The sequence below is a fragment of the Burkholderia sp. YHN3-13 genome, assembly GCF_055810675.1.
Map to the genome: position 1 here is coordinate 77,285 of NZ_JBVVNQ010000019.1, position 25,251 is coordinate 102,535.

Sequence of the window (25,251 nt, forward strand, 5' to 3'; positions counted from 1 at the left end):
GTGTCAAGGTCGTCGCTAAGCAAAGGCCGCATTATCGCCCGCGACGGGTCGCGCGCGCCGTTACAATCACGCGATGATTCCGCACGACCTCACCTTCGTCCTCGGCGGCGCGCGCTCGGGCAAGAGCGCCCATGCCGAGCGGCTCGCCGCCGACAGCGGCCGCCCCGTCACCTACATCGCGACCGCGATCGCCGCCGATGCCGAATTCGCGCAGCGCATCGCGCATCACCGCGCGCGCCGGCCGGCCGACTGGGGCTTCGCCGATGCCCCCGTCGATCTCGCGGGCACCCTCGCGCGGCTCGACGATCCGCACGCGTGCCTGCTCGTCGACTGCCTGACGCTGTGGCTCACGAACCTGCTGTGCCCGGCCGACGGCGCACCGCTCGACGATGCGCAGTACGCGGCCCAGGCCGACCGTCTCGAGCACGCATTGCGCGGCGCACGCGCGAAGGTGATCGTCGTCAGCAACGAGATCGGGCTCGGCGTCGTGCCGCTCGGGTCGGTCACGCGCCGCTACGTCGACGAACTCGGGCGCCTGAACCAGCGCGTTGCCGCGCTCGCGACGCGCGTGACGCTGCTCGTCGCCGGGTTGCCGCTCGACCTGAAGGCCGGAGCATCGTCATGCTGATGCTGTCGCTGCCCGTCGTCGCGATGCTCGCGGTCGCGGCCGCGATCGTCGACCGCGCACTCGGCGAGCCGGCCGGCTGGCATCCGCTCGTCGCGTTCGGCCGCCTCGCCGCACGCCTCGAAAGCGCGCTGAACACGGGCCGGCGCGGCCGCATGGTCGGCGTCGCCGCGTGGATCGCGGCCGTCGTGCCGCCGGTGGCCGTCGCGGCATGGCTCGTCACCGTGCTGCCGTGGCCGTTCGCGGCCGCGCTGCACGTCGCGCTGTTGTGGTTCGCGCTCGGCGCGAAGAGCCTCGCCGACCATGTCGCGCCGATCGCCGCCGCGCTGCTGCGGCACGACCTCGCCGCCGCCCGCACGCTGACCGCCCGCATCGTGTCGCGCGACACGAGCGACGCGGACGAAGGCGCGCTGTCGCGCGCGGCCGTCGAATCGGCGCTCGAGAACGGCAACGACGCGATCTTCGGCGCGCTCTTCTGGTTCGTCGTCGCGGGCGGTCCCGGCGCGCTGCTGTTCCGGCTCGCGAACACGCTCGACGCGATGTGGGGCTACCGCACGCCGCGCTTCCTGACCTTCGGCTGGGCCGCCGCGCGTCTCGACGACGCGCTGAACTGGCTGCCCGCCCGCCTCACGGCCGCGAGCTACGCACTGCTCGGCGACACGGCCGCCGCATGGCACTGCTGGCGCACGCAGGCGCGTCACTGGGACAGCCCGAACGCGGGCCCCGTGATGGCAGCGGGCGCCGGCAGCCTGAACGTGCAGCTCGGCGGTCCGGCCGTCTATCACGGCGAGATCGAGGATCGCCCGGCGCTCGGCACGGGCGCCTCGGCCACCGCCCTTCACATCGTCGCCGCGCTGTCGCTCGTCACGCGCACGCTTGCCCTGTGGCTCGCGCTGCTGGTCGCGAGCGGCGCACTCGCCATGGCCGCCCATCATGTCTGATACCCCCATCGCGCACGGCGGCAACCTGCATGAAGCCGCCCGCCGCCACGGCATTCCGTACGACGCCTGGCTCGACCTGTCGACCGGCATCAATCCGGTCGGCTATCCGGTGCCGCCGGTTCCGGCCGACGCATGGCGGCGGCTGCCCGACGACGGCGACGGCCTCGCGGCTTGCGCCGCGCGGTACTACCGCGCGCCCGATCCCGCACACGTGCTGCCGGTCGCCGGCAGCCAGGCCGCGATCCGCGCGTTGCCCGCGTTGCTGCCGGCCGGCGACGCCGGTGTCGCGGCGCTCGCGTACGGCGAATACGCGCCCGCCTTCGCGCGGCACGGCCATCGCGTCGTGCCGCTCGACATCGGCACCGATACGCTGCCGGCAACGCTGCGCCACGTCATGGTCGGGAATCCGAACAATCCGACCGCCGAATTCGTGCCGGCGGAGCGCCTGCTCGGCTGGCATGCGCAACTGGCGGCACGCGGCGGCACGCTGATCGTCGACGAGGCGTTCGCCGATACGGGTGCGTCGCAATCGCTCGCGCCGCAGGTCGATCGCCCGGGGCTCGTCGTGCTGCGCTCGGTCGGCAAGTTCTACGGGCTCGCCGGCATCCGCGCGGGCTTCGTGCTCGCGTGCCCGGAACGGATCGCCGCGCTGCGCGACATGCTAGGCGCGTGGACGGTCGGCGGTCCTGCACGTCATGCCGTGACCGCGGCGTTCGACGATCGCGCGTGGCAGGCTGCCGCCCGCGAACGGCTCGCGGCCGACGGCGAACGACTGGCCGCGCTGCTGCGCGCACACGGCTTCGCGGTTCGTGCAACGCCGCTCTTCAGCTGGACCGACGACCCGCGCGCCGCGGCACTGCACGCGGCGCTCGCGGCGCATGGCATCTGGACGCGGCACTTCCCGGCACCGTCGAGCCTACGCGTCGGCCTGCCGGGCAGCGAAGCCGAATGGCGGCGCCTCGGCGACGCGCTCGCGCACTGCGTGCCGCTGCTGCAACAGGCCTCCGCATGAGTCCGCGCAAATGTCGCCGATGGGCGCCGGTCGCGATGCTGGCCGCGCTTGCGCACGCGCCGCTCGTCCGAGCCGATGTCTCCACACGCGACGATGCCGGCAACACCGTGACGCTGCCGGCCGCCGCGCAACGCGTGATCAGCCTCGCGCCGCACGCGACCGAACTCGTCTACGCGGCCGGCGGCGGGGCGAAGCTCGTCGGCACCGTCACGTACAGCGACTATCCGCCCGCCGCGCAGGCGGTGCCGCGCGTCGGCGACAACAAGGCGCTCGACCTCGAACGGATCGCCGCGCTCAAACCCGACCTGATCGTCGTCTGGCGGCACGGCAACGCCGAGCGGCAGACCGACGCGCTGCGTGCGCTGCATATCCCGCTGTTCTTCAGTGAACCGAAGCATCTCGACGACGTGTCGTCGTCGCTGCGCAGGCTCGGCACGCTGCTCGGCACGCAGCCGGCGGCCGATGTCGCCGCGGCCGCCTATACGCGCGACATCGCGGCACTGCGCACACGCTACGCGGCGCGCGCGCCCGTCACGATGTTCTTCCAGGTCTGGGACCGGCCGCTGACGACGCTCAACGGCACACACCTGATCAACGAGGTGATCGAGCTATGCGGCGGCCGCAACGTGTTCGCATCGCTCAAGCCGCTCGCACCGACCGTCACCGACGAGGCCGTGCTCGCGGCCAATCCGGAAGCGATCGTGACGACGAGCGCCGGCGCGACCCGTTCGAACGAACCGCTGCCGAGCCTGGCGCGCTGGCGCGCGTGGCCCGCGCTGACGGCCGTGACGCGCAACAACCTGTTCGCGATCGACGGCGATCTGCTGACGCGGCCGTCGCCGCGGATCGCACAGGGCGCGGCCGCGCTGTGCGAGGATCTCGATGCCGCGCGTGCGCGGCGGCCGGCGCGCTGAGTCACGCGCCGCCGGCGCATTGCGCGCCTATGCGCTCCAGTGCATGACTTCCCATGCTCGCGCGCCGTGGTCCGCCCGCAGCCAGACACCTCCGCCCGTCGGCACCGGCCGCGACAGCAGCGTCTCGAGGGGGACCCGCAATACGTGAGACGCGAACGCGCGGATCACGCCCGCATGCGTGACGACCCATTGCGGTTCGTCGAACCGCGCAAGCGCATCGGCCCGCCGTGCCACCCGTTCGACGAGCCGCGCGACACTTTCGCCGCCGTGCGCACACGCATGCATCAGGTCGGCCGCCCATGCATCGAGCGCCGCGCGATCGATATCGTCCCAGCGCTGCATTTCCCATGCGCCGAAATCCATCTCCTGCCAGTCGGCATCGCACCGCAGCGGCACGTCGAACACCTGCGCGAGCCGCTCGGCAACCGATACGCAGCGCGTCAACGGGCTCGTCCAGACCTGTCGGGGCAACGGCGCGCCGAGCGCCGACAGATGCGCACGCACGGCCCGCGCGCCGGCGTCGGCAGGCGCGGCGAGCGGCACGTCGCTGCGCCCGTAGCAGATGCCCGGCTCGATATCGACGGCCGGATGACGGATCAGGACGACGTCCATCCGAGCACCACGAGATAGATCGCCAGTTCGCACAGTTGCTGCGCGAAGCCGAGACAGTCGCCCGTATAACCGCCGATCCGCTTCACGAAATAGCGGGCTGCCCATGCGCGCACGAGCACGAGCGCCGCGCACACGGCAACGCCCATGCGCCAGTCGGGCCAGAACAGCCAGGGCAATCCGAATACCGCCGCGACGCACGCCGCGCGACCGCCCATCCGCTGCGCGACCGGCTTCGCCTTGCCTTCGGGCCGCACGTAGTCGAGCGTCATCAGCAGGCTCACGGCCGCCGCGCGGCTCGCCGCATGCGCGGCGATCATCGTCCATGCGGCGCGCAGCGGCAGCATCGACGCAAGCGCCTGCCATTTCAGGCCGAGCGTGATCACGAGCGCGACCGCGCCGAACGTGCCGATCCGCGAGTCGTGCATGATGCGCAGCACGTCGTCGCGCGTATAGCCGCCGCCGAACGCATCGCAACTGTCGGCGAGGCCGTCCTCGTGGAACGCGCCGGTCGCAAGCAGGGTTGCCGCCATCGACAGCCCGACCGCGATCGACGGGGGCAGCACCCGCAGCGCGGCGAGATAGACGAGCGCGCCCCACGCGCCGACGCACGCGCCGACGAGCGGGAAATAACGCGCGGCCTGGTCGAGATCGCCGGCCGCGTAGCCGATCGAACGCGGCACCGGCACGCGCGTGAAATAGCCGAGCGCGACGAAGAAGTAGCGCAGTTCGGCCCGCACGCCGCGCACGCGATCAGGCGTCACGATTGTCGACGCCGGCCGACTCGAAGCTCGCCATCTCGCTGAGGAACGCCGCCGCCGCGCGCACGAGCGGCAGCGCGAGCGCCGCCCCCGTGCCTTCGCCGAGCCGCAGGTCGAGCGCGAGCAGCGGCTTCGCGCCGAAATGCTCGAGCATGCGCCGGTGGCCGGCCTCGTTCGACGTATGCGAGAACACGCAGTAGTCGCGCACGCCGGGCACGATGCGTTCGGCGACGAGCAGCGCGGCCGTCGCGATGAAGCCGTCGACGAGAATCGTCATACGCTCGCTCGCGGCCGCGAGATACGCGCCCGTCATCATCGCGATCTCGAAACCGCCGAACGTCGCGAGCACGTCGAGCGGCGCGATCGCATGCGAATGCTTGACGAGCGCACGGCCGAGCACCGCGCGCTTGTGCGCGAGCCCCTGGTCGTCGAGGCCCGTGCCGCGTCCGACGCATGCGTCGACCGGCACGTCGAGGAGGCGGCTCATCAGGCACGCGGCCGACGACGTGTTCGCGATCCCCATCTCGCCGAAGCCGATCACGTTCGTGCCGAGCGATGCATGCAGGCGCACGCGCGCCGCGCCGGCGGAGAGCGCCGTCATCGCCTCGTCGCGCGACATCGCCGGCTCCGCCGCGAAGTTGCGCGTGCCGCGCGCGACCGGCAGCGACACCAGCCGGTCCGACAGCGGCAACGGCGACGCGACGCCCGCATCGACGATCTCGAGCGCGCTCTGCGCGACGCCCGAGAACGCGTTGATCGCCGCGCCGCCGGCCAGGAAATTCGCGACCATCTGCGCGGTCACCGCCTGCGGATAAGGGCTGACACCCTCGGCGGCGATCCCGTGATCGCCGGCGAACACGATCGTCACGGGGCGCTGCACGACCGGTCGCTCGGTATGCTGGATCAGGCCGATCTGCAGCGCGAGCGCCTCGAGCTGGCCGAGGCTGCCCGGCGGCTTGGTCTTGTGGTCGATCACATGCTGCAGGCGCGTGCGCAGCGCGTCGTCGAGCGGCGCGATCGCGGGCGGGAAGGGGGTCGAAGTCGTCATCGGGAAGCCGTGTCGTTGGCGCGGCACGCGCCGCGCATCGGAGGAATCGGAAAAGGAAAGGTCATGGTCGCGCAGGCCATGCCGGCAGCAACGCATCGCGGCCGTTCTCGCGGATCAGCACGAGCGGATAGCCGAACGCGTCGCTCGCGCGTTCGGGCGTCAGCACGTCGTGCACGGGGCCGGCCGACGCGCGGCCGCGGCCGTCGAGCAGCAACGCGTGCGTCGCGAAACGCCGCGCGAGATTCAGGTCGTGGCACGAAAACAGCACCGTGCGCGGGCCCCGGTCGAGCCATGCGCCCAGCGCGGTCAGGCAGTCGATCTGGTGATGCAGGTCGAGATGCGCGAGCGGTTCGTCGAGCAGCATCAGCGGCGCATCCTGGCACAGCGTCGCGGCCAGCGCGACCCGCTGCCGCTCGCCGCCCGACAGCGACAATACATCGCGCGACGCGAGTGCGGTCAGATCGAACGTCGCGAGTGCGTCGTACGCGGCCGCGCGATCGCCGTCGCGCTCCCAGCCCCAGCCGCCGAGATACGGATAGCGGTGAAGCAGCACCGTGTCGAGCACCGTCGCGCTGAACGCGTCGTGCAGCTGCTGCGGCATCAGCGCGCGACGCTGCGCGAGGGGCCCGGGCGGCCACGCGACCAGCGGCCGGCCGTCGATCTCGACCTGTCCGCCGGCCGGCGGCTGCAACCCCGCGAGCGTCGCGAGCAGCGTCGTCTTGCCGGCGCCGTTCGGCCCCGCGACGCACCAGATCTCGCCGGGCCGAAACGCCTGCGTGAACCCGTCGAGCAACGTGCGCGCGCCGGCCTTCAGCGTCAGGTCGACGGCCATGCAGCGCAGCTCGCCGCCGCCCGCGTGCAGTGCGGCATCCGTCATCGCATCGGCCTCCTCAACAACATCCACAGGAACACCGGCACGCCGATCAACGCGGTCATCACGCCGACCGGCAACTGCGCGGGCGCGATCGCGGTGCGCGCGAGCAGGTCGGCCGCCATCACGCCGCCGCCGCCCGCGAGCATCGCGGCCGGCAGCAGCATCCGCTGGTCGTTGCCGAACGCGAGCCGCAGCGCATGCGGCACGACGAGGCCGACGAAGCCGATCGTGCCGGCCGTCGTCACCGCGGCCGCGGCCGCCAGCGACGCGACGAGATAGATCCGCACGCGCAGGCGCGCGACGGGCACGCCGAGCGCCTGCGCGGTCGCGTCGCCGCGCAGCAGCACGTTCAGTTGCGGCGCGGCCGGCAGCGCGACGCATGCGGCCAGCAACAGCGCCCCCCATGCGAACCAGGGCGCCGTCACGCCGTTCAGGTCGCCCGTGAGCCAGAAGATGATGCCGCGCAGCCGCGCATCGGGAGCGAGCGACAGCAACAGCGTGACGAGCGCGCCCCACCCGGCCGCGATCACGACGCCGGTGAGCAGCAGGCGCGGCGACGCGTCGCGCGAATCGCCGCGCCACAACGCGCGGCGCGCGAGACCGAGCACGAGCGCGACCGAGACGAGCGAACCGGCGAATGCCGACGCGTCGACGAGCCACCATGCGCCGCCGGCAATCATCGCGACGAGCGCGAAGCCGGCCGCGCCGCCGGACACGCCGAGCACGTACGGTTCCGCAAGCGGGTTGCGCAGCAACACCTGTAACAGCGCGCCGGCCAGCGCGAGCAGCGCGCCGCACGCGAAGCCGGCGAGCGCGCGCGGCAGACGCAGCGTGCGGACGATCTCGGCGAACAGCGCGTCGCCGCCATGCGGGACGAACGACGCGAGCGCCTGCCACGGCGACATCGGCACGCTGCCGATCGACAGCGACGCGACGAACAGCAGCGCGACCACGGCGGCCAGCGCGGCCCAGATCGCGGCGGCGCGCGCGGCGCTCATGCCGTGCACGGCCGCGCGCATGATGCGCGGCGCATCCGCTCGAGGTGGCCGGCCGGACGTGACGGGGACGCCGCGCGGACGATTGGGGTCAGCATCGAAGAACATTCCGTGAAGCGTTGCGCGCCCCGCCTCCCCGCAGGCCGCGCGTCATGAAACCCGTGCGGGCTTCCCGTCTCGGCCGGTATCCGGGCTGGCGGCGGTCCGGCTCGCCTTCCCGCGCGTTTCACGCGCAGTGGCCCGCGCCCGCGTGCGACACCTGCACGCAAAACGCGCCCGAGCCGGCCTGCGTCGACGGACGCGGCCGCTTACCGTTGCGGGGGCAGCGCAGGTTGGCACGCTCCCGGAGCGCACGCCCTGCTTCCCGTTTAACCGCGCGTGCCACGCGCGAGCACCGAGGCGGCGCCAGTTTAGGAGCCGGTCGCGCGAGCGTCAAGGAAGCATCCGGACACGCACGGGAAGCACCGATTCGCGGCAAGAAGCCGGGGTGTTACGACTGGAAACGTTACAGATGTCGGATTGCGCGTTATTCCGCGCTAAAATGCTGGGTCTTTAGAGGACGCAGCAAATGCTCAACGAACTCGAAACCTTATCTCAAAATATTGGCCGTCTGATTTCGCTGAACAAGCGCTATCACGCGGAACGGCTCGCGCTCGAGGAGCAGGTCGCGCAATTGCGCGCGGAAGCGGACACGGTCCGCGCGGAACTCGCGGCACTGCGCGACGAACGCAATGCGCTCGCGGCCGAGCGCGACACGCTGTCGGCAAAGATCGACGACGCCCAGGTGAAACTGAACGCGATTCTCGAAAAGCTGCCGCGCTCGAAAAGCGCGGAGCAAGCCGACAACCAGCTCGACCTGCTGGATGCGCAGGCACGCCCGGATGGCGATGACGCGGCCAGCCACGGAGAACATGCATGAGCACCAAGCAGATCGAAGTCTCGATTCTCGGTCAGGCCTATCGGCTCGCCTGTTCGGCCGAGACCGAAGCGGCACTGCTCGAGGCCGTCGCGCGCGTCGACGCCGAAATGTCGAAAATCCGCTCGAACAGTTCGGTACGCGGCACCGATCGCATTGCGGTGATGGCGGCGCTGTCGCTCGCATCGGAATTGCTGCGGCTGCAAACGAGCGTGCGGCACGGTGAAGCATTTCCGGCGGAGGAAATCCGTCGTACAATGCACCAGATGAACGAACAGCTCGGCGCGGTGCTCGCACAGCACGAGACGCAGTAACGTTTCAAACGATGCGTCGATTCCCCTTGATCTCGGCGGTCAACGGTGGTCAAATTGGCGCATCGAATCACAGTTCAGTCAGCTTCCCTGCCTGGTTCGCCAAGGTCATATATTCCTTGAACCAATGCCATGTGCACGGTTGCGGAAATTTGTAGCACGGGCGCGCGCGTCACTCTGTCTGATGTACCCGAAGTGCTGCTAACTGCGACCAATTCTGAACCCCAGGTTCAGGATGCCGGCCTAGCGGCCAAGGCGGGGGCCTATCCAACGGCATCGGGCGAGTCCCGGTGCCGTTTTCTTTTGTAGCAGCCCTTTCTGCGTCGATCACGATCCATGCAATACTGGCTGATGAAGTCCGAACCGGACGAAGCAAGCATCGACGATCTCGCCAACGCTCCGCAGCGCTCGCTGCCGTGGACCGGCGTGCGCAATTATCAGGCGCGCAATTTCATGCGCGACACGATGAAGATCGGCGACGGCGTGCTGTTCTATCACTCGAGCTGCCCCGAGCCGGGCATCGCGGGCCTCGCCGAAGTGTCGTCGACACCCTACCCCGATCCCACGCAGTTCGATCCGAAAAGCCCCTACTACGACCCGAAATCGACGCAGGAAGCGCCGCGCTGGCTGCTCGTCGACGTGCGCTACGTGAAGAAGTCGCCGCTCGTGCCGCTTGCCGCACTGCGCGAACACGACGAACTCGCCGACATGCGCGTGCTGGCCCGGGGCAACCGGTTGTCGATCACACCCGTGACGCGCGCCGAATGGCGCTTCATCACCGAAAAGCTGATGAAGTAGGCGCGCGCCAAAGGTCAAATCTGGTCAGCACGCGCGGCCGGCACGGAACTCGCGGCACTTTTGCGCAGCCTAAGCAACCGCTGTCGGCCGATCGGGCCGGCCGTCGTTCATTTCGTCGCGCGGTACGCCCGCGTCGTGCACGCGTGATCCGCGTGCGCGCCCTCGCACAAGGAGTCCAACAATGACCAAGAAATCCGCTCTCGCGCTGTCGCTCGCCCTCGCCGCCGCCGTTCCCGTCGCGCTGACGCTCGCGTCGCCGGCCGCGCACGCGCAAACCGCCAACCCGCATTTCCCCGAGCCGGCAGGCGTGCTGTCGCTGTCGTCGCAAGCCAGCGCCGACGTTCCGCAGGACATCATCCACATCACGCTGTTCTACGAGCAGCAGGCCAAGGATCCGGGCAGCCTGACGGCGCAGCTGAACCAGCGCGCCGACGCGGCGCTGTCGCAGGCAAAGGGCGTGTCGGGCGTCACCGCGCACACGGGTGCATTCTCCGTGTATCCGAGCACCGATCGCGACGGCAAGATTTCCGCGTGGCGCGGCCGTACCGAGGTGGCGCTCGAATCGCGCGATTTCGCCGCGGCGTCGAAGCTCGCGGGCCAGTTGTCGAACCTGATGCAGGTCGCGAACGTCGAGTTCTCGCTGTCGCCTGAAGCGCAGCGCACGGCCGAGCAGAAGCTCACGACCGAGGCGATCAAGTCGTTCCGCGCACGCGCGGACGAAGCCGCGAAGGCATTCGGCTACAGCAGCTACACGATTCGCGACGTGAACGTCGGCAGCGGCCGCAACGTGCAGCCGTACCCGCGCATGATGGCGATGGCCGCGGCGCCGATGGACAGCGCGAAGATGAGCGCGCCGATCGCGGTCGAAGGCGGCAAGGCGACCGTGTCGGTTACCGTCAACGGCTCGGTGCAGATGAAGTAACGCGCCACGCGTTGTCGGAAACGAAAAACGCCGGCCCGAGGGCCGGCGTTTTTTATGCGCCTGCAGATTACCGATGCGCGACGGTTGCGCGCGCATCGATTTCACATTACGCGGCGGCGTTCGCCGCACGGCGGCGATACGCCCAGGCCATCAGCGCGACGCCCGCGAGGATCATCGGCAGCGACAGCCACTGCCCCATCGACAGACCCAGTGCAAGCAGGCCGAGGAAGTCGTCGGGCTCGCGCGCGAACTCGACCGTGAAACGGGCGAGGCCGTAGCCGATCAGGAACAGCGCGGACACGGCGCCCATCGGCCGCGGCTTGCGCGCGAAGAAGAACAACGCGAAGAACAGCGCGATGCCTTCGAGCGCGATTTCATAGAGCTGCGAAGGATGGCGCGGCAGCATCTGGTATTGCATGAACACGTCGGCGAGATGCCACTGCTCGACGAGCGCCGGATGCTTCGGCAGCCAGGCCGCGTCGTCGCGCATCGCGCCCGGGAACAGCATCGCCCACGGTGCGGCGGGGTCGGTCACGCGGCCCCACAGCTCGCCGTTGATGAAGTTGCCGAGGCGCCCGGCCGCGAGCCCCGTCGGCACCATCGGCGCGACGAAGTCGGTGACCTGCAGCCACGGGCGCTTGCGCTGCCACGCGAACAGCATCATCGCGAGCGTGACGCCGAGGAAGCCGCCGTGAAACGACATGCCGCCCTCCCACACCTTGAACACGTCGAGCGGATGCGAGAAATAGAAATCGGCCTTGTAGAACAACACATAACCGAGCCGGCCGCCGAGCACGGTGCCGAGCACGCCGTAGAACATCATGTCGTCGATGTCCTTCGCGGTCCAGCCCTGCGCGGCGACATGCGGCAGCTTCAGGCGGATCCGGCCGACGACGATCGCCGCGATGAAGCCGACGAGATACATGAGGCCATACCAGCGCACGGCCAGCGGCCCGAGATGGATCGCAACGGGGTCGAAATTCGGGTGAATGATCATGGGTTAGCGAAGAAGTTTTCGAATGCGGTACGGCAGTCGCGCTGCGCAGCACTACGCGGCACCGCGCATTGGACGGCACCGGCGCGCCATCGTTCACGTCACGCGGCGGGGCCGTGCGCGCGCACGACGTCGATGAAGCCGGCCAGCACGGGACTCACGTCGCCCGTGCGCCACACGAGGCCGGTCTCGACGACCGGCGCGTGCCCGGCAAGCGGCCGGTAGACCACACCGGTGCGCCGCAGGTTACGCAGCGATTGCGGCACCAGTGCGACGCCCATGCCGGCCGACACGAGGCTGACGATCGTCTGCATCTGGATCGCCTCCTGGCCGATGCGCGGGGTTTCCCCCGCCGCGCCGTAGCAGCCCGTAATGATGTCATAAAAGCCGGGCGCCAAACGGCGCGGAAAGATCACGAGCGGCAGCGCGGCCACTTCGGCGAGGTGCACGGGCACGTCTTCGGCCGCATCGGATGCCGCGGCGGGCATCGCGACCACCAGCGGCTCGCGCACCACGGGCAGGTACGACAGGCCGGCTGCGTGGCGCGGCGGCACCGGTGGAATGACGAGCCCCGCGTCGATGCGCCCGGCGACGAGTTCATCGATCTGCACGTCGCTCGTCGCCTCCGCGAGCTGCAGACGCACCTGCGGATAGCGTGCGCCGAACGCGCGCAGCAGCGACGGCAGCAGCCCGTAATCCGCGGTCGACACGAACGCGAGCGACAGCGAGCCGGCCTCGCCGCGCGCGAGCCGCCGCGCGAGCGGCGGCAGCGCATCGGCCGATGCCAGCAGCCGACGCACGTCGGGCAACAGCGCCGCGCCGACCGCCGTCAGCGCCACCGAACGCTTGGTGCGCACGAACAACGCGACGCCCAGCGCGTCCTCGAGCGCGCGGATCGCCTGCGACAGCGGCGGCTGCGTCATCGACAGGCGCTCGGCCGCGCGGCCGAAATGGCGTTCGTCGGCCACGGTCGCAAAATAACGCCACTGGCGCAAGTCGGGTGTCGGATCGGCCATGCTTGACTCATTCGCAAAAAGACTTAATAGGCGACAAATAATATATTGGACATCCCAATCCGGAAACTCCATTCTTGATTGACCCAAACCGGCGCGCCCTCACGAGCGACGCCCACACAACGATGGAGCCCCCCATGTCGTACAACCGTCGCTCGAAGCACATCACGCAAGGCGTGGCCCGTTCGCCGAACCGCTCGATGTATTACGCACTCGGCTACCAGAAGGACGATTTCGACAAGCCGATGATCGGCATCGCGAACGGCCATTCGACGATCACGCCATGCAATTCCGGCTTGCAGCGCCTGTCGGACGCGGCCGTCGACGCCGTGAAGGCGTCCGGCGCGAATCCGCAGATCTTCGGCACGCCGACGATTTCGGACGGCATGTCGATGGGCACCGAGGGGATGAAGTACTCGCTCGTGTCGCGCGAGGTGATCGCCGACTGCATCGAGACCTGCGTGCAGGGCCAATGGATGGACGGCGTGGTGGTGGTCGGCGGCTGCGACAAGAACATGCCGGGCGGCATGATCGCGCTCGCGCGCCTGAACGTGCCGGGCATCTACGTGTACGGCGGCACGATCCGCCCGGGCAACTGGAAGGGCCGCGACCTGACGATCGTGTCGTCGTTCGAGGCCGTCGGCGAATTCACCGCGGGCCGGATGTCGCAGGAGGACTTCGAAGGGGTCGAGAAGAACGCGTGCCCGACGTCGGGCTCGTGCGGCGGCATGTACACCGCGAACACGATGAGTTCGTCGTTCGAGGCGCTCGGCATGTCGCTGCTGTATTCGTCGACGATGGCGAACCCCGACCAGGAGAAGGTCGATTCGGCCGCCGAATCGGCGCGGGTGCTCGTCGAGGCCGTGAAGCGCGACCTGAAGCCGCGCGACATCATCACGAAGGAAGCGATCGAGAACGCCGTGTCGGTGATCATGGCCACGGGCGGCTCGACCAATGCGGTGCTGCACTATCTCGCGATCGCGCACGCGGCCGAGGTCGACTGGACGATCGACGATTTCGAGCGCATCCGCAAGCGCGTGCCCGTGATCTGCGACCTGAAGCCGTCAGGGAAGTATGTGGCGACCGACCTGCACCGCGCCGGCGGGATTCCGCAGGTGCTGAAGATCCTGCTCGACGCGGGGCTGCTGCACGGCGACTGCATGACGATCACCGGCCGCACGATCGCCGACGAACTGAAGGACGTGCCGAGCGTGCCGCGCGCCGACCAGGACGTGATCTTCCCGATCGACCGCGCGCTGTACCAGGAAGGCCACCTGGCGATCCTGAAGGGCAATCTCGCGGAAGACGGCGCGGTCGCGAAGATCACCGGCCTGAAGAACCCGGTGATCACCGGCCCGGCCCGCGTGTTCGACGACGAACAGAGCGCGATGGATGCGATCCTCGGCGACCGGATCCGCGCGGGCGACATCCTCGTGCTGCGCTATCTCGGCCCGCAGGGCGGCCCCGGCATGCCGGAAATGCTCGCGCCGACCTCCGCGATCATCGGCAAGGGGCTCGGCGAATCGGTCGGCTTCATCACGGACGGCCGCTTCTCGGGCGGCACCTGGGGGATGGTGGTCGGCCACGTCGCGCCGGAGGCGTTCGTCGGCGGCACGATCGCGCTCGTGCAGGAAGGCGACTCGATCACGATCGACGCGCACCGGCTGCTGCTGCAGCTGAATGTGGACGACGCGGAGCTCGCACGCCGCCGCGCCGCGTGGCGCCAGCCGGCGCCCCGCTATACGCGCGGCGTGCTCGCGAAATTCGCGGCGCTCGCCCGGCCGGCGAACCAGGGGGCCGTTACGGGGTGACGTGAGCGCGTCGCGGCATGCGGCCCCCACAGGCACGGCCGCCGGGGAACGCGCAAAACGCGCCTTCCCTTTGCTTCTATAATGCGCGGACCATGAAGCCGGCTGTCCCCGCCGGCGGAGAACCGCATGAAACAGACGATATTGCGCGCGCTGCTCGTGACGCTGCTGGCCGGCGGCGCGGCCGCCGCGCGTGCCGACCAGGCCGACGGGCTCGCGCTGGCGCAGCGCAAGAACTGCATGGCCTGCCACGCGGTGAGCAAGCCGCTGATGGGCCCGTCGTTCCACGATATCGCCGGCAAGTACGCGGCACGCGGCGACGCCGTCGACTACCTGGCCCAATCGATCGTGAAAGGCAGCGTCGGCGTATGGGGCAGCGTGCCGATGCCCGCCAATACGCAACTGACGAATACCGAAGCCCATACGCTCGCGCAATGGGTGCTGTCGGTGCGCTGATCCGGATGCCCCGGACACCGGTCGCCGTTGTGCCGCGCGTTGCCGTCAGGCGGCCCTGCACCGGCCGGTGCCTTGACGGCCACCTTACCGGCACTTGCCGGGACCGCGCCCTCTTTCCCGCCGCGGAGCGACCGCGCGTTCAGCCGGAATGGCCGGCGCGGCGGCGTGCGATCTCTTCATCGACCGCGTCGCGGACCCAGTCCATGACCTCGGTCTCCAGCGCGAGCGCCACCTCGCGCGTGACCTGCCCGACGAGCCAGGCCGAATGCTCATGCAGCGCGTCGCGACAGCGTTCCTCGATCGCGTCGCGACCCGCTCCGGTCAGATAGTTCGTCAGCCGATTGCGCAGGCGCTCGGCGATGTGCTGCGCATCCTCCGGCGTCAGCCCTGCTGCCGCGGCGGCATCCGGCATCGCCGTTTCAGGCGCCGGTCCGGCCGCTTCGTGCGCCATCGCGGCGAGCGCGTGCCGCGGCACGGTGTCGTCGGCCAGCGACGACCGCAGCGGTGCATTCATCGCCGCCGTGTCTTCGGCGACCACATGCTCCGTGGCGCCGGTTTCGGCCGGCGCATCGGTTTCGCCCATCGCGGCCGCCTCGGCCGTTGCCACGTCGCCCGGCAACGCGATCGCCGGCACGTGCGGCGTCGGCACCGGCTCGACCACGACGGCTTCGGGGTCGGCCCCGGTTTTCATGGCATCGCCCGGTGCGATCACGTCGGTGAGCACCGGAATCGCCGTGCGCTCGTGCGGCTGCGGCGCGCCGGGCGCGGACGCGCGCGCCGGCACCGGCTTGCCCGGCACCAGCACGTCGGTCAGCGTCGGGATCGAGGATGAATCGGCTTGTGTCACGGCAACACTCCGTCGACGGTTGCGGCTAGCTGCCTTGCTTGTAGTTGTTCAGCGCGTATCCGCGGTCGCGGTAGAACCGGTAGCGGTCGCGGCCCGCGGCCAGCTCGTCCGGCGCATTGCCGACCACTTCGAGCAGACGCTCGAAGCGGGCGAACTGCGCGGGCACGGCCGCGCCGAGGTTCAGCAGCACGTGGTGATGCGGCGCGCGGTCGAGATCGGCCGCCAGCACGATCGGCGTGCCGGCTGCGTGCTCGCTGTCGACGCCGCAATGCGGGATGAAATCGAGCGGCGAGAACGTCCAGAGCCGCTCGTCGAGCGCGCGCAGGCGCGCGGGCTCGGCGAGCACGACGACCGGCTGCCCGGCCTGGTAGGCCTTGCGCAGCAGCCGGCACGCGTACGCGAGCGAATCGCCGACGTTCGAGTGGAAATCGATCCGCGTCATTGCCCGCGTACCCGCATCGTCGTCTGCACCGCCATCACTGGCCGGCGCGGTCGATCAGGAACTGCGCGAGCAACGGCACCGGACGGCCCGTCGCCCCCTTCGCCGCGCCGCCCTTCCACGCGGTGCCCGCGATGTCGAGGTGGGCCCACGGGTAGCTGTCGGTGAAGCGCGACAGGAAACACGCGGCCGTCACCGCGCCGGCCGGACGCCCGCCGATGTTCGCGAGATCCGCGAAGTTCGACTTCAGCTGGTCCTGGTACTCGTCGTCGAGCGGCATGCGCCACGCCGGATCGTTCGCCTCGCGCGACGCGTCGAGCAGTTCGCCCGCGAGCGCGTCGTCGGTCGAGAACAGGCCGCTGTTGTGGCCGCCCAGCGCGATCACGCACGCGCCCGTCAGCGTCGCGACGTCGATCACCGCCGCCGGCTTGAAGCGCTCGGCATACGTGAGCGCATCGCACAGGATCAGGCGGCCTTCGGCGTCGGTATTCAGCACTTCGATCGTCAGGCCCTTCATGCTGGTGACGATGTCGCCCGGCTTCGTCGCGTTGCCGCCCGGCATGTTCTCGCAGGTCGGCACGATCGCGACGACGTTGATCTTCAGCCCCATCTCGGCGACCGCGCGCATCGTGCCGAGCACGGAGCCGGCGCCGCACATGTCGTACTTCATCTCGTCCATGCCCTCGCCCGGCTTCAGCGAGATGCCGCCCGTGTCGAACGTGATGCCCTTGCCGACCAGCACGACCGGCGCGGCCTTCGCGGCGGCGCCCTGGTAGTGCAGCACGATGAACTGGGGCGGCTCGACCGACGCACGCGCGACCGACAGGAACGAGCCCATCTTCAGCGCCTGGATCTGCTTGAGCCCGAGGACTTCGGCCTTCAGGCCCCAATCCTTCGCGATCTTCTTCGCGGTGTTGCCGAGGTAGGTCGGCGTGCAGACGTTGCCGGGCAGGTTGCCGAGGTCGCGGGTCAGATCCATCCCGTTCGCGAGCGCGACGGCCTGCTTGACCGCGACCTTCGCGGCCTTCTCGTCGGCCGGGTCGACGCTGAACACGACGCGCTTGAGCGTGTGCGACGCCGGTTCCGGCTTGCTCTTCATCTGCGTGAAGCGGTAGGTCTCGTTGCGCAGCGCGAGAATCGCCGCACGCACGCCCCAGTCGGAGCTGCGCTCGTCGACCGGCAGTTGCGCGAGCGAGAACGTGACCTGGACGACCTTGGTCGCCAGCAGCGCGCGCCACGCGGCCGTCACCGCGTCGTTATAGGCTTTCTGATTGAAAGCATCCTGTTTGCCGAGGCCGACGAGCAGCACGCGCGACGCGCCGATGCCCGACACTTCGTGCAGGAACAGCGTCTTGCCGCGCTTGCCGTCCATGTCGCCGGCCTTCACCATGCGCGAAATCAGCCCCTTGGTGGCCGTGTCGATGTCGAGCGCCGCGCCCGAAAGCGTCTGCGCCTCGAAGATGCCGAGCACGATGCAGTCGGACTTCCCGGTCAGGAACCCCTTGGCCTCGCCTTTGCTCCAATCACAGCCTTTTATGCTAAAGTCCATCGCGCTTGTCCTCGGATAAAATCTGGGCTAAGGATGAAAGCCGCAATTATCCGCTATTTTTCCCGTGGCGGCGCGAGCGCTCCACCACGCGTGCGCCGCCTCCCGCCCTCTTCTCATCAAGAATGATCTTCGAACGCTCCCTCCAGCGCGAGCTTGCGTATACGGCTGGCGCCGTGTTCATGGTGCTGCTCACGATCATGCTCACGACGATGATGATCCGCATCGTCGGCTACGCCGCGTCCGGTGAAATCGATCCGCGGGACGTGCTCGTGCTGATCGGCCTGACCGTGATCGGCTATCTCGCCGTGATGCTCGTCGTCACGCTGTTCGTGTCGATCCTGTTCGTGCTGACCCGGTGGTACCGGGACTCCGAAATGGTGGTGTGGCTCGCGTCGGGCGTGAGCCTCACGCGCCTCATCAAGCCGATCGGCGTGTTCGCCACGCCGATCGTCCTGCTGATCGCCTTCTTCGCGTTCGTCGGCTGGCCGTGGTCGAACCAGCAGAGCAAGATGATCAAGGCACGCTTCCAGCAGCGCGACGAGATCTCGCTGCTCGCGCCGGGCCAGTTCCGCGAGTCGGCCGCGAACCACCGCGTGTTCTTCATCGAGAAGATGACGCCCGACCAGAGCAAGGTGCAGAACGTGTTCGTCACGTCGACCGAGAACGGCAAGGTCAACGTGGTCGTGTCGCAGACGGGTCATACGGAGACGCGCGACGGCAGCCGTTTCGTCGTCCTGGAAGACGGCCGCCGCTACGACGGCACGCCCGGCCAGCCGAACTTCAAGATCATGGAGTTCGAGCGCTACGGCGTGAAGATCACCAGCACCCCGGTCACCAACGTGCCGACCACCAACAGCACGCCGACGCCCGACCTGCTGCGCAACCCGACGCGCGACAACCTCGCGGAATTCGCGTGGCGCGCGGGGCTGCCGCTGATCGCGATCAACCTGATGGTGCTCGGCATTCCGCTGTCGTACCAGAACCCGCGACGCAGCCGCACGATCAACCTCGTGATGGCCGTGCTGATCTACCTTACTTACTCGAACCTGCTGAACGTCGTGCAGGCGCAGATCGAGCAGGGCAAGATGTCGTTCGGCGTGGGCCTCGTCGGCCTGCACCTGGTCGTCGCGGCGATCGTCGCGTTCATCTTCTGGTTGCGCGTGCGCAATCGTCCGTTATTGACACGCGCGCTGTTCGGCCGCTCGGGAGCATGATCGATGCGGCTCTATGAAAAGTACTTCGCGCGACAGATCTACGTCACGTTCATCTTCATCCTGTTCGCGTTCTCGGGCCTGTTCTTCTTCTTCGACCTGATCAGCGAACTGAACTCGGTCGGGCACGGGAACTACAAGTTCGGCTACGCGGTGCTGCGCGTCGCGCTGCAGACGCCGTCGCGCTTCTACGAGATCATCCCGGTCGCCGCGCTGATCAGCGCGATCTACGTGTTCGCGCAGATGGCCGCGAACTCGGAATTCACGATCTTCCGCGTGTCGGGCCTCGCGACCAACCAGGCGCTGCGCTCGCTGCTGAAAATCGGCGTGCCGCTCGTGATCGTCACCTACCTGATCGGCGAATTCGTCGGCCCGTACGCCGACCAGCTGTCCGAACGCGTGCGGCTGCAGGCGCTCGGCGCATCGGTATCGTCGAACTTCCAGTCGGGCGTGTGGGTGAAGGACACGCTCGCGGCCCGCGAAAACGGCGAGCAGGTCACGCGCTTCGTCAACGTCGGCAGCCTGTCGCCCGACTCGACGATCAGCAACGTGCGCATCTACGAATTCGACTCGAAGTTCCAGCTGCAGAACGTCCGTATCGCGCAGACGGGCCGCTACGAGCCGCCCGGCCACTGGCTGCTGAAGGGCGTCACCGAGACGGAGCTCACGCCGATCAAGCCGGTCAGCGGCCAGCCGGCCGACGCGCTGAACCCCGTGTACCGGTCGCAGCAGGTGTCGCTGCCCGAATACCGGCTGCGCTCGGACCTGACGCCGCAGATCCTGTCGGTGCTGCTCGTGTCGCCGGAGCGCATGTCGCTCATCAACCTGTTCCGCTACATCCAGCACTTGCGCGAGAATCAGCAGGACACCCAGCGCTACGACATCGCGCTGTGGCGCAAGCTGCTGTATCCGTTCGCGGTGTTCGTGATGCTCGTGCTGTCGCTGCCGTTCGCGTACCTGCACACGCGCGCGGGTGTGGTCGGCGTGAAGGTGTTCGGCGGCATCATGCTCGGCATGAGCTTCCAGCTGCTCAACACGCTGTTCTCGCACATCGGCACGCTGAACACGTGGCCCGCGCCGCTCACCGCGGCGACCCCGGGCCTGATCTATCTCGCGCTCGGCCTGTTCGCGCTCAAGTGGGTCGACCGGCACTGAGTGCCGCATGACGACGGAGGCATCGACATGAGTTCGCACGGCATCGTCCTGTTCGGCCACGGCGCCCGCGATCCGCGCTGGGCCGAGCCGTTCGAGCGGCTCGCCGCGCGGCTGCGCGGCGCAGGCTCCGCTGCCCCGCGCGTGTCGCTCGCGTTCCTCGAGCTGATGACGCCGTCGCTCGCCGACGCCGTTGCCGCGCAAGTCGCCGCCGGCTGCACGCGCATCACCGTGGTGCCCGTGTTCTTCGGCCAGGGCGGCCATGTCCGCCGCGACCTGCCGCAGCTCGTCGATGCCTGCCGCACCGCGCATCCGGCGGTCGAGATCCGCTGCGCGACGGCCGTCGGCGAAGACGACGGCGTGCTCGACGCGATCGCACGCTACTGTCTCGGCCAGCTCGGCGACGACGCCTGAGCGAATCCGCCGCCCCAAACAAAAAAGCGCCGGCTTCGAGAGCCGGCGCTTTTTTTACGCCCGCGAACCGGCGGCAATCCGGCAGCAATCGCTACCTCGCTTGGCCGCGCCGCGCGCTCGACTCAAGCGGCACTGCGCAACGCGTCGCCGTCTTTTGCGAGCCGCACGCGCTCGGCGAATGCATCGCCGATCATCAGCAGGCTCGGTTCGGCGGGATCGAGCCACGCCTGCGCGTCGCCCGCCGCCATCTGCGCGAGCGTCAGCGTCAGCGAGCGCTCGCGCACGGTGCTGCACGCCTCGACGATCGCGACGGGTGTCGCCGGCGCCCGGCCGGCGTCGATCAGCTCCTGCGCGATGCCGGGCGCGCTGTCGCGGCCCATGTAGTAGACGATCGAATCGGCGCGCGCGGCTTCGCGAATCTCGTCGCTGCCCGGCGCGCGACTGTGCGTCGCGAACGCGACGCTGCGCGACACACCGCGCAACGTCAGCGATCGCTTCAGCGTCGCGGCGCCGGCCAGCGCCGCGGTGATGCCCGGCACGACCTCGTAGTCGATGCCGACCGCCTCGAGCGCACGCATTTCCTCTTCGGCGCGGCCGAACAGCATCGGATCGCCGCCCTTCAACCGCACGACGCACGCGTGTTCGCGCGCCGCATCGACGATCTGCTTGTTGATGAAATGCTGCGCGGTCGAGCGCTGCCCGCAGCGCTTGCCGACCGCGATCTTTCGCGCGTTCGGCGCGTAGTCGAGCATCGCCGGCTCGACGAGCGCGTCGTGCAGCACGACGTCGGCTTGCTCGAGCAGCCGCATGCCGCGCACCGTGATGAGGTCGGCCGCGCCCGGCCCTGCTCCGATCAGATACACCTTGCCCATGTTTGTCGCTTCGCTTCGTCCTTGCGGACGTTTGCGGGCGGCCCGCGCCGCCGTGCGGCGGCGCGGTTCGCCGCGCAGATTGACGATTACGCCGAGAACGCCCGGATCATGCCGGCGGCGACCGTGTGGTGCGTCGCCTCGTCGATCAGCACGAACGCGCCGGTGCCCGGGTGCGCATCGTACGTGTCGCAGACGATCGGCTTCTGCAGCGTCAGCGCGACGCGGCCGATGTCGTTCATCTTCAGGTCCTGACGGTCGGTCGCGTGCGACAGCGTATGCACGTCGAGCACCTGCTTGACCGAGCCGATCTTCGCGAACACCGTGCTCGTGGTCTGCTTCAGCAGGTACTTGCGCTGCGGCGACAGCGGCGCTTCGTCGAACCAGCACAGGTCGGCCTCGAGCTTCTTCGCCGGCTCGACCGGCTCGGCGGTCGTGACGAACATGTCGCCGCGCGACACGTCGACATCCTCCTCGAGGCGGATCGTCACCGTCTGGCCCGCGAACGCGTGCGCGACCGACTCGGTGCCGCCCGGCACCGGCGCGACGATCTCGGCGATCGTTGCCGTGCGGTTCGACGGCAGCACGACGATCTCGTCGCCCACCTTCACTTCGCCCGACTCGATCCGGCCCATGTAGCCGCGGAAGTCGTCGGCCGAGCTGCCGTCCTGGCGCGCGACCCACTGCACCGGGAAGCGCAGCGCGTCATGCGCCTGCGTCTCGACCGGCAGCGACTCGAGCACGTCGAGGAGCGGCTCGCCCGCGTACCACGGCATGCGCTCGCTCGCGCCGACGATGTTGTCGCCCTTCAGCGCCGACACCGGCACGAAGCGCACGTCGGTCAGGCCGAGCTGCTTCGCGAGCGCGACGTACGCATCGCGGATCTCGTTGAAGCGCGCCTCGCTGTGGTCGACGAGGTCCATCTTGTTGATCGCGACGATCACGTGCTGCAGCCCCAGCAGCTTGACGATCGCGCTGTGGCGCTTGGTCTGCGGCAACAGTTCCGCGACGCCGTTCTCGATCGTCACGCGCGTCGCGTCGATCAGGATGATCGCCGCGTGCGCGGTCGACGCGCCGGTCACCATGTTGCGCGTGTACTGCTCGTGGCCCGGCGTGTCGGCGATGATGAACTTGCGCTTCGCGGTCGCGAAATAGCGGTACGCGACGTCGATCGTGATGCCCTGCTCGCGCTCGGCTTCCAGCCCGTCGGTCAGCAGCGCGAGGTCGAGCTCGTCGCCGACGGTGCGCTTGTTCTTCGCACGCGACAGCGCGGACAGCTGGTCGGACAGCACGGCCTTGCTGTCGTACAGCAGGCGGCCGATCAGCGTGCTCTTGCCGTCGTCGACGCTGCCTGCGGTGATGAAGCGCAGCACGCCGAGGTCTTCGGTGTTCTCGATGATGCTCATGATGTGAATGTCCTCGTGTGCTTCAGAAATAACCTTGCTTCTTGCGCTGTTCCATCGCGGCTTCGGAGGCCTGGTCGTCCATCCGGGTCGCGCCGCGCTCGGTGATCTCGGTCACCGCCGTCTCGGCGATGATCTTCTCGACGTCGTCCGCATCGCTCTCGACCGGGCACGTGCAGCTGATGTCGCCGACCGTGCGGAAGCGCACCTGCGCGAACTCGCTCGACTCGCCTTCACGCATCGGCGTGAGCGGCGTGACGGGCACGAGCAGCCCGTTGCGGCGCACGATCTCGCGCTGGTGCGCGTAGTAGATCGACGGCAGTTCGAGGTTCTCGCGCGCGATGTACTGCCACACGTCGAGCTCGGTCCAGTTCGAGATCGGGAACACGCGCAGGTGCTCGCCCTTGTGCAGGCGGGCGTTGTACAGGCTCCACAGTTCCGGGCGCTGAGCCTTCGGATCCCACTGGCCGAATTCGTCGCGGAACGAGAAGATGCGTTCCTTCGCACGCGCCTTCTCTTCGTCGCGGCGCGCGCCGCCGATCAGCGCGGTGTAGCCGTGCGCCTCGATCGTCTCGAGCAGCGTGACGGCCTGCGCGGCGTTGCGCGAATCGGTCTCGCGGCGCAGCACGACCGTGCCGCGCTTGATCGAATCCTCGACGTGCCCGACGACCAGCTCGGCGCCCAGTTCCTGCGCGCGGCGGTCGCGGAAGTCGATCACTTCCTCGTAGTTGTGGCCCGTGTCGATGTGCACGAGCGGGAACGGCAGCGTCGTCTTGCGGTTCGCGCCGAGGCCGAACGCTTTCAGGGCCAGATGCAGCACGACGACCGAATCCTTGCCGCCCGAGAACAGCAGCGCCGGCTTGCTGCACTCGGCAACCAGCTCGCGCAGGATGTGGATCGACTCGGCTTCGAGCCAGTCGAGGTGGCCCATGCGGCTGTCCGCGCCGGAGGCCGGGGCAAAGGCGGATTGCTCGAGCGTCGTGCTCATGATTTCAGTCCTTCTCTTCTGGGTTCGTGCCGCCCGCTGTCGCGGGCGGCGCAATAGTCAGTTTCTTGTAGGCGTTCAGTGCGCGGCGCCAGCATCGGCCGCCGCGGGAATCGGCGTGATCGAGATGTGCAGGCCGCATTCCTTCGTATCGCGCGATTCCCACCACCAGCGGCCCGCCCGGCTGTCCTCGCCGGGACGGATCGCCCGCGTGCACGGCTCGCAGCCGATGCTCGGGTAGCCGCGAGCATGCAGCGGGTTGACCGGCACGTCAAACGCGTCGAGGTACGCCCATACGTCGGCTTCCGTCCAGTCGGCCAGCGGGTTGTACTTCGCGATCCCGCGCGCTTCGTCCTGTTCTTCCTCGTGCAGCTCGGCCCGCGTGACCGACTGCTCGCGGCGCTGGCCGGTGACCCACGCGCCGACGTCGGCCAGCGCGCGGTTCAGCGGCTCGACCTTGCGGATGTGGCAGCACGACTTGCGCAGCTCGACGCTCTCGTAGAACGCGTTCAGGCCGTGCTCCGCGACATATTGGTCGACCGCGTCCTGCCGCGGGTGGAACTGCTCGATCTCGTAGCCGTAGCGCTCGCGCACGCGGTCGATCATGCCGAGCGTTTCCGCGTGCAGGCGGCCCGTATTCAGCGAGAAGATGCCGATCGACACGCCCTTCGACAGGATCGCGTGCGTGAGCAGCATGTCTTCCGCCGCAAGGCTGCTCGCGAACTTCACCTTGTCGTGACGGGCGCCGATCCGCGCGAGCAGCGCGTCGAGGCGCTCGACCTTCGCGGCGAGTTCCGGCGTCAGCGCGGTGGCGGTGCTCATGCGCTCACCTTCGCGTCGGGCGTCGCTACGTCGGCCGCGCGGCGGCGGAACAGCGGCGCCGGCTCGTCGAACGCGCCCTGGTAACGCTGCGTGAATTCCGCGAACGCGTTCAGCGCGTCGTGGATGTCCTTGTCGGCGCGCACCGCGAATGCGTCGAAGCCGCAACGCGACAGGTACAGCAGCTGGTCGCGCAGCACGTCGCCAATCGCGCGCAGCTCGCCCGTCCAGCCGTGACGCTCGCGCAACAGGCGCGCGATGCTGTAACCGCGGCCGTCCGCGAAGCGCGGAAAATCGACGGCGATCAGCGAAATCGCGCCGAAATCGGCCGCGAGATCGGCCGGCTCGCTGTCCGGCGCGAGCCACACGCCGAGTTCGTCCTTCGTCTTCGCGGCGACGAGCGCCGCGCGCTCGGCCTGCCACAACGCGAACGGCACCAGCACCTTGCCGGCCGGCAATGCGTCGACCGCGGGCAGCGCACCGTCTTCCGCCGCGCGCACGACCTGCCATGCGTCGTCGATCACTGCGCGGTTCTTGATAATCGAAGCCATCTGCAAATTCCTTGT

At 69.1% G+C, this 25,251-nt stretch carries 28 protein-coding genes, 1 other RNA gene and 1 riboswitch; of the genes, 14 read left to right on the forward strand and 15 right to left on the reverse strand.

The genetic code is table 11. The annotated features are described in order from the left end of the window. Window positions 1-73 precede the first annotated feature (73 nt). The 4 genes from cobU to AC0KUR_RS30905 are packed head-to-tail and all read left to right on the forward strand — an operon-like array spanning window position 74 to window position 3,492. Window positions 74-628, forward strand: coding sequence for a bifunctional adenosylcobinamide kinase/adenosylcobinamide-phosphate guanylyltransferase (gene cobU, locus AC0KUR_RS30890; RefSeq protein WP_034186263.1), 555 nt, complete (start codon window positions 74-76; stop codon window positions 626-628). Continuing rightward, window positions 622-1,566, forward strand: coding sequence for an adenosylcobinamide-phosphate synthase CbiB (gene cbiB, locus AC0KUR_RS30895; RefSeq protein WP_473376829.1), 945 nt, complete (start codon window positions 622-624; stop codon window positions 1,564-1,566). Before cobU ends, cbiB begins: the two co-directional genes overlap by 7 nt. Continuing rightward, window positions 1,559-2,578 carry a threonine-phosphate decarboxylase CobD gene (gene cobD, locus AC0KUR_RS30900; RefSeq protein WP_473376830.1) on the forward strand — a complete coding sequence of 340 codons (1,020 nt, stop codon included), beginning with the start codon at window positions 1,559-1,561 and terminating at the stop codon, window positions 2,576-2,578. The genes cbiB and cobD overlap by 8 nt, the downstream gene beginning before the upstream one ends. Further along, on the forward strand, window positions 2,575-3,492 hold the full coding sequence (locus AC0KUR_RS30905) for a cobalamin-binding protein (protein ID WP_175027676.1): 918 nt from the start codon (window positions 2,575-2,577) through the stop codon (window positions 3,490-3,492). The genes cobD and AC0KUR_RS30905 overlap by 4 nt, the downstream gene beginning before the upstream one ends. Window positions 3,493-3,519: 27 nt before the next feature. Here AC0KUR_RS30905 and cobC read toward each other — a convergent pair whose 3' ends face one another. The 5 genes from cobC to AC0KUR_RS30930 form a co-directional block, all read right to left on the reverse strand. Then, window positions 3,520-4,104: an alpha-ribazole phosphatase gene (gene cobC / locus AC0KUR_RS30910; protein WP_069705613.1), complete on the reverse strand. Its 585-nt coding sequence runs from the start codon at window positions 4,102-4,104 to the stop codon at window positions 3,520-3,522. Further along, a complete protein-coding gene (locus AC0KUR_RS30915) occupies window positions 4,089-4,865 on the reverse strand; it encodes an adenosylcobinamide-GDP ribazoletransferase (protein ID WP_034186268.1) in 777 nt (258 codons plus the stop codon). The genes cobC and AC0KUR_RS30915 overlap by 16 nt, the downstream gene beginning before the upstream one ends. Then, window positions 4,855-5,910, reverse strand: a complete 1,056-nt coding sequence (gene cobT / locus AC0KUR_RS30920; protein WP_473376831.1) for a nicotinate-nucleotide--dimethylbenzimidazole phosphoribosyltransferase — start codon at window positions 5,908-5,910, stop codon at window positions 4,855-4,857. The genes AC0KUR_RS30915 and cobT overlap by 11 nt, the downstream gene beginning before the upstream one ends. 61 nt (window positions 5,911-5,971) lie before the next feature. Next, the gene (locus AC0KUR_RS30925; protein ID WP_069705615.1) at window positions 5,972-6,787 is read right to left on the reverse strand and encodes an ABC transporter ATP-binding protein; all 816 of its coding nucleotides are present in this window, start codon (window positions 6,785-6,787) and stop codon (window positions 5,972-5,974) included. Next, window positions 6,784-7,782 carry a FecCD family ABC transporter permease gene (locus AC0KUR_RS30930; protein ID WP_473376832.1) on the reverse strand — a complete coding sequence of 333 codons (999 nt, stop codon included), beginning with the start codon at window positions 7,780-7,782 and terminating at the stop codon, window positions 6,784-6,786. The genes AC0KUR_RS30925 and AC0KUR_RS30930 overlap by 4 nt, the downstream gene beginning before the upstream one ends. 159 nt (window positions 7,783-7,941) lie before the next feature. Continuing rightward, window positions 7,942-8,193: riboswitch (cobalamin riboswitch) on the reverse strand. Between the two features lie 154 nt (window positions 8,194-8,347). On the opposite strand from AC0KUR_RS30930, the gene AC0KUR_RS30935 reads away from it, so the two are divergent. The 5 genes from AC0KUR_RS30935 (at window position 8,348) to AC0KUR_RS30955 (ending at window position 10,726) form a co-directional block, all read left to right on the forward strand. Beyond that, a complete protein-coding gene (locus AC0KUR_RS30935) occupies window positions 8,348-8,698 on the forward strand; it encodes an ATPase (protein ID WP_034186271.1) in 351 nt (116 codons plus the stop codon). Further along, complete coding sequence (locus AC0KUR_RS30940; protein WP_011352906.1) at window positions 8,695-9,009, forward strand: cell division protein ZapA; 315 nt, start codon at window positions 8,695-8,697, stop codon at window positions 9,007-9,009. Before AC0KUR_RS30935 ends, AC0KUR_RS30940 begins: the two co-directional genes overlap by 4 nt. An 81-nt stretch (window positions 9,010-9,090) precedes the next feature. Beyond that, a non-coding RNA gene (gene ssrS, locus AC0KUR_RS30945) (6S RNA) lies at window positions 9,091-9,272 on the forward strand. Between the two features lie 70 nt (window positions 9,273-9,342). Beyond that, on the forward strand, window positions 9,343-9,804 hold the full coding sequence (locus AC0KUR_RS30950) for an EVE domain-containing protein (RefSeq protein WP_034178770.1): 462 nt from the start codon (window positions 9,343-9,345) through the stop codon (window positions 9,802-9,804). Window positions 9,805-9,985: 181 nt separating this feature from the next. Beyond that, window positions 9,986-10,726, forward strand: coding sequence for an SIMPL domain-containing protein (locus AC0KUR_RS30955; RefSeq protein ID WP_034186272.1), 741 nt, complete (start codon window positions 9,986-9,988; stop codon window positions 10,724-10,726). 106 nt (window positions 10,727-10,832) lie between these two features. Here AC0KUR_RS30955 and lgt read toward each other — a convergent pair whose 3' ends face one another. Together lgt and AC0KUR_RS30965 are read right to left on the reverse strand one after the other, a co-directional pair. Then, complete coding sequence (gene lgt / locus AC0KUR_RS30960) at window positions 10,833-11,723, reverse strand: prolipoprotein diacylglyceryl transferase (protein WP_034186273.1); 891 nt, start codon at window positions 11,721-11,723, stop codon at window positions 10,833-10,835. Window positions 11,724-11,821: 98 nt separating this feature from the next. Further along, window positions 11,822-12,736, reverse strand: coding sequence for a LysR family transcriptional regulator (locus AC0KUR_RS30965; RefSeq protein ID WP_034186274.1), 915 nt, complete (start codon window positions 12,734-12,736; stop codon window positions 11,822-11,824). A 134-nt stretch (window positions 12,737-12,870) separates the two neighbouring features. Here AC0KUR_RS30965 and ilvD point away from each other — a divergent pair, with 134 nt between their 5' ends. Beyond that, window positions 12,871-14,544: a dihydroxy-acid dehydratase gene (gene ilvD / locus AC0KUR_RS30970; RefSeq protein WP_473376833.1), complete on the forward strand. Its 1,674-nt coding sequence runs from the start codon at window positions 12,871-12,873 to the stop codon at window positions 14,542-14,544. Window positions 14,545-14,670: 126 nt separating this feature from the next. Then, a complete protein-coding gene (locus AC0KUR_RS30975) occupies window positions 14,671-14,997 on the forward strand; it encodes a c-type cytochrome (RefSeq protein WP_034186276.1) in 327 nt (108 codons plus the stop codon). Between the two features lie 139 nt (window positions 14,998-15,136). Here the strand turns inward: AC0KUR_RS30975 and AC0KUR_RS30980 are convergent, their stop codons facing one another. Genes AC0KUR_RS30980 through AC0KUR_RS30990 form a run of 3 tightly spaced genes read right to left on the reverse strand, consistent with a single transcriptional unit; the run spans window position 15,137 to window position 17,832 of the window. Further along, window positions 15,137-15,844, reverse strand: a complete 708-nt coding sequence (locus tag AC0KUR_RS30980) for a DUF2486 family protein (protein ID WP_034186277.1) — start codon at window positions 15,842-15,844, stop codon at window positions 15,137-15,139. 25 nt (window positions 15,845-15,869) lie between these two features. Further along, window positions 15,870-16,286 carry a DNA polymerase III subunit chi gene (locus AC0KUR_RS30985; protein ID WP_021160787.1) on the reverse strand — a complete coding sequence of 139 codons (417 nt, stop codon included), beginning with the start codon at window positions 16,284-16,286 and terminating at the stop codon, window positions 15,870-15,872. A 34-nt stretch (window positions 16,287-16,320) separates the two neighbouring features. After that, entirely contained in the window at window positions 16,321-17,832 is a 1,512-nt protein-coding gene (locus AC0KUR_RS30990; protein WP_034186278.1) for a leucyl aminopeptidase, read from the reverse strand. Window positions 17,833-17,954: 122 nt separating this feature from the next. Between AC0KUR_RS30990 and lptF the strand changes: the two genes are divergently transcribed. Genes lptF through AC0KUR_RS31005 form a run of 3 tightly spaced genes read left to right on the forward strand, consistent with a single transcriptional unit; the run spans window position 17,955 to window position 20,609 of the window. After that, complete coding sequence (lptF, locus tag AC0KUR_RS30995) at window positions 17,955-19,046, forward strand: LPS export ABC transporter permease LptF (RefSeq protein WP_034186279.1); 1,092 nt, start codon at window positions 17,955-17,957, stop codon at window positions 19,044-19,046. Between the two features lie 3 nt (window positions 19,047-19,049). Continuing rightward, window positions 19,050-20,198: an LPS export ABC transporter permease LptG gene (gene lptG, locus AC0KUR_RS31000; RefSeq protein ID WP_034186280.1), complete on the forward strand. Its 1,149-nt coding sequence runs from the start codon at window positions 19,050-19,052 to the stop codon at window positions 20,196-20,198. 27 nt (window positions 20,199-20,225) lie between these two features. Then, on the forward strand, window positions 20,226-20,609 hold the full coding sequence (locus tag AC0KUR_RS31005; protein WP_059560410.1) for a sirohydrochlorin chelatase: 384 nt from the start codon (window positions 20,226-20,228) through the stop codon (window positions 20,607-20,609). 122 nt (window positions 20,610-20,731) lie between these two features. Here the strand turns inward: AC0KUR_RS31005 and cobA are convergent, their stop codons facing one another. From cobA to AC0KUR_RS31030, 5 genes are all read right to left on the reverse strand, one after another. Next, window positions 20,732-21,481 (reverse strand): uroporphyrinogen-III C-methyltransferase, encoded by a 750-nt coding sequence (gene cobA, locus AC0KUR_RS31010; RefSeq protein WP_473376834.1) that lies wholly within the window; start codon window positions 21,479-21,481, stop codon window positions 20,732-20,734. A gap of 86 nt (window positions 21,482-21,567) precedes the next feature. After that, the gene (locus AC0KUR_RS31015) at window positions 21,568-22,884 is read right to left on the reverse strand and encodes a sulfate adenylyltransferase subunit 1 (RefSeq protein WP_473376835.1); all 1,317 of its coding nucleotides are present in this window, start codon (window positions 22,882-22,884) and stop codon (window positions 21,568-21,570) included. Window positions 22,885-22,906: 22 nt separating this feature from the next. Next, complete coding sequence (gene cysD / locus AC0KUR_RS31020) at window positions 22,907-23,869, reverse strand: sulfate adenylyltransferase subunit CysD (RefSeq protein ID WP_034186283.1); 963 nt, start codon at window positions 23,867-23,869, stop codon at window positions 22,907-22,909. 75 nt (window positions 23,870-23,944) lie between these two features. Next, the gene (locus AC0KUR_RS31025) at window positions 23,945-24,688 is read right to left on the reverse strand and encodes a phosphoadenylyl-sulfate reductase (RefSeq protein ID WP_034186284.1); all 744 of its coding nucleotides are present in this window, start codon (window positions 24,686-24,688) and stop codon (window positions 23,945-23,947) included. Then, complete coding sequence (locus tag AC0KUR_RS31030) at window positions 24,685-25,236, reverse strand: DUF934 domain-containing protein (RefSeq protein ID WP_175027670.1); 552 nt, start codon at window positions 25,234-25,236, stop codon at window positions 24,685-24,687. The genes AC0KUR_RS31025 and AC0KUR_RS31030 overlap by 4 nt, the downstream gene beginning before the upstream one ends. Between the last annotated feature and the right edge of the window lie 15 nt (window positions 25,237-25,251).